Origin of the sequence: Actinomyces sp. Z5, assembly GCF_003287795.1 — a bacterium.
Taxonomy (GTDB): Bacteria; Actinomycetota; Actinomycetes; order Actinomycetales; family Actinomycetaceae; genus Actinomyces; species Actinomyces glycerinitolerans.
In genome coordinates, this window is sequence record NZ_QMIN01000035.1 from 6,885 (window position 1) to 10,237 (window position 3,353).

3 protein-coding genes are annotated in these 3,353 nt (G+C 71.4%); all 3 read right to left on the reverse strand.

Annotation, left to right across the window (positions count from 1 at the left end; all coding sequences use genetic code 11):
• Positions 1 to 4 precede the first annotated feature (4 nt).
• Positions 5 to 355 (reverse strand): 50S ribosomal protein L19, encoded by a 351-nt coding sequence (gene rplS, locus DRB06_RS03715; protein WP_073332903.1) that lies wholly within the window; start codon positions 353 to 355, stop codon positions 5 to 7.
• Between the two features lie 269 nt (positions 356 to 624).
• A complete protein-coding gene (gene trmD / locus DRB06_RS03720; protein ID WP_181575177.1) occupies positions 625 to 2,115 on the reverse strand; it encodes a tRNA (guanosine(37)-N1)-methyltransferase TrmD in 1,491 nt (496 codons plus the stop codon).
• 83 nt (positions 2,116 to 2,198) lie between these two features.
• Positions 2,199 to 2,753: a ribosome maturation factor RimM gene (gene rimM / locus DRB06_RS03725; protein ID WP_073332900.1), complete on the reverse strand. Its 555-nt coding sequence runs from the start codon at positions 2,751 to 2,753 to the stop codon at positions 2,199 to 2,201.
• Positions 2,754 to 3,353 lie beyond the last annotated feature (600 nt).

Sequence of the window (3,353 nt, forward strand, 5' to 3'; positions counted from 1 at the left end):
GCCGTCAGTTGGCGCGGTACTCCTTGATCTTGGCGGCCTTGCCGTGCAGGTTGCGCAGGTAGTACAGCTTGGCGCGGCGCACGTTACCGCGGGTGACGACCTCGATCTTCTCGATCGTGGGGGTGTGCAAGGGGAAGGTACGCTCCACGCCGACGCCGAAGGAGACCTTGCGGATGGTGAAGGTCTCGGAGACCCCGGATCCCTTGCGGGCGATGACGACGCCCTGGAAGACCTGGATGCGGCTGCGGGACCCCTCCACGACCTTGACGTGCACCCGCAGGGTGTCGCCGGCCCGGAAGTTGGGGATGTCGTCGCGCAGGGAGGCGGCGTCGATCTCGTCGATCAGGTTGGTCATTGATTTCTCTCCACGCCCGTGCCACTGGTCAGCGAGCGTTTAACAGGCGGCGCCGCCGGCCGGGGTGCCGGTCGGGCGGCTCGTGCCGCATGCGGATGCCAGCGGGTCCTACTCCTGACCGCCTCCCCAGTGGCAGGGGCGGTCCGAGGCCCGAGGCCGGTCCAGTCTGCCACAGGGGCCGCGCCGTCAGAGGGCTACGACGGCGCTTCGTGCCGGATTTCACGTCCGCCGGCTGCGCGGTGCGCCTCCCGCCGGCGGCCAGGTAACGTCTACGCGGCCGTTTCCTGCGGGTTAAGGACCATGACGACGTCGCGGCAGCGCTCCCCGCCGACCTCGTAAGTGCGGGTACCGACCTTGCGGAAGCCGGCGCGCCGGTAGGCCTTCTGGGCGCGGCGATTGGCGTCATTGGTGCCCAACCACAGCGCGGTGACCCCCATGGTGGCGGCATCACAGACCGCCTCTGCCAGCAGGGTCGGGGCGATGCCGGAGGCACGCAGGCGGGCGTCGACGTACACCTTGGACAGTTCCGCAGCCAACCCACCGACGTCGTCGGGGCCGGTCGGGACGCCGACGGAGGGCGGGCGCGGGTCGAGTCCGGCGGGAAGTGCGCCGGCGGCGTCGAGGGACTCGGCGACCACCGCGCTGTAGCCCACCAACGCGCCGGGCGGCAGCGCCGAGGTGCCGGGGACCTCGGGGGGCGCGGGCAGGCCGTCGGGCAGCTCGGCCACGGTCAGGACCACGCGCGGGTCCGCTAGCCAGGTGGCCAGGCGCTGAGGGGAAAGATTCACGGCAATGTGGGCGGCGATCTGTTCGCTCGTCAGGAAGCTGGGGCAGGCGTCGGGGAAGGTGCGCGCGGCCAGGTCCGCGAGCGCAGGCAGATCCGCTTCCAGTGCGGGACGCACCACCAACGGCACCGGGTGGGAGGCGCCGGCCGGCGCGACCCAGCCGTTGCGGGTCAGGGCGGCGCGGTCGCCGGCGTCCAAGCGGGCCGGGTCCAGTCGGGCCATTAGGTCGGGGCGGCGCACGGCGGTGCGGGCCACCGCCTGGTCACGACGGTGGCGATCGATGCGGGCGTGGTCGCCCGACAGGAGCACCGGCTCGGTGGCGGCGAGGTCCAGGCCGCGCCAGGCCACGGGGCGGGTGTAGACGGGGTACTCCAGCAGGCCGGCGCCCGTGTGGGACTCCTCCACGATCGACTCGGGATTGCCCAGCACACCGGGGCGCAGGCGGGCGATGGCCTCGATCATGACCAGGACGGCGGCTTCCCCGCCGTTGAGCACATAATCGCCGATGGAGAGCTCATGCACCTCCACGCCGGACGACGCGTAGTGCTCGGCCACGCGGGCGTCGATGCCCTCGTAGCGGCCGCAGGCGAAGACGAGCTGGTCGGCGCCCGCCAGGTTCTCGGCGGTGCGCTGGGTGAACAGTTCACCGGAGGGGGTGGGGATCACCAGCACGCGCCTGGGGGCGGGCAGGCTCGCAACCTTCGTGGGCTCCGCGACCTCAGCGCTGGCCGGGGCGGCGGGCAGGGGGGCGGCCAGCACGTCGTCGAGGGCGGCGCCCCACACGTCGGGTTTCATCACCATGCCGGCGCCACCGCCGATGGGGGTGTCGTCCACGGTGCGGTGGCGGTCGTGGGTCCAGTCACGCAGGTCGTGGACATGCAGGTCCAGCAGCCCGTCGGCGTGGGCTCGTCCGATCAGGGACAGGTCAAGCGCGCGCAGGTAGTCGGGGAAGATCGTCACCACGTCCAGGCGCAGGGGCCCGGAGGCGGACGCCGGGAACGCCTCCGCGACGGGCATCGGGGACGGCGACGCGACGGCCTCGGTCTGGTCCAGGCGGTTCACCGGGCCTCCTCCGCCTCTCCCAGGCCGGGGAACAGGCCGCCGGGCGGGTCGATGGTGACGGTGCCGGCGTCGGGGTCGATCTCGGGGACGAGTTGCTCGACGAAGGGGACGGACACCTCCTGTCCGTCGGGGGTACGCACCAACAGGCGGTCCTGGGCGACACCCGGCTCCAGGCCACTCACCTCCCCCAGCTCCTGGGTGCTGCCGTCCGCCAGCACCCGGATGGCCCGCAGGCCGATCAGCTCGTGGGCGTACCAGGCGTCGTCGTCCTCCGCTTCCTCGGCGTCCGTCTCCACCAGCAGCTTCACCCCGCGCAGGGCCTCGGCGGCGGTGCGGTCCGGGGCCTCGACGAAGGCGGCGTACCAGCGGGTGCCGTCGAAGCGCAGCCGGGAGACGGTCAGGTGTCCAGCGGCAGCGGGGCCGGTGGCGGGATCGACGGGCAGCACACTGCCGGGGGCGAGCCGGCCCTCGGGATCGTCGGTGCGGATTTCGAGGCGCACCTCGCCCTTGAGGGCGTGGGCGGGGCCGATGACGGCGACGGTTAGCAGCACACGCCCAAACCTACCGTGCGCATCACCACCGCAGGCACCACCATGCGCGTCACCATCGCAGGCGCCACCATGCGCGTCACCACCGCAAGCACCACCATGCGCGCCACCACCGCAGGCGCCACCACCGCAAGCACCCTCTGCTGCGAGCTTTTGTACCCTGGTGTGCGGCAAATACCCGCACACCAGGGTACAAAGGCTCGTAGTAGGCGCTAGCGCTGGGTGTGCGTGTCAGTTGGTTGTGGTTTGTGTAGGGTGCCCGTCTCGGCTTGATGCAGGAGAGTGATACTGCACGACCTCGGGCCGCGTTCCACGACCTTGGTGCATGTTGCACGACCACCCCGGGGTCGTGGAAAGCGCACCAGGGTCGTGCAGTGTCGCCCAGGGTCGTGCAAAAACACGCCCCCCCCACATGCCGCCGGGCCAAAACACACGTCCGTGCCGACAACCCGACCTAAAGCAACACGTTCGCGCCGATAACCCACCCTCACGCCAATCCTCCGCGTCCGAGTTATCGAGTTATCGGCGGACACTGTTGAAAACGCCGCCGCCCGCATCCCGGGGTGGGATGCGGGCGGCGGCGCTGGTGAGACTTCGCGCCGG

Excerpts from the sequence above, each read along its gene's own strand:
- rplS (WP_073332903.1), bottom strand. The coding sequence starts at position 355 with ATGACCAACCTGATCGACGAGATCGACGCCGCCTCCCTGCGCGACGAC.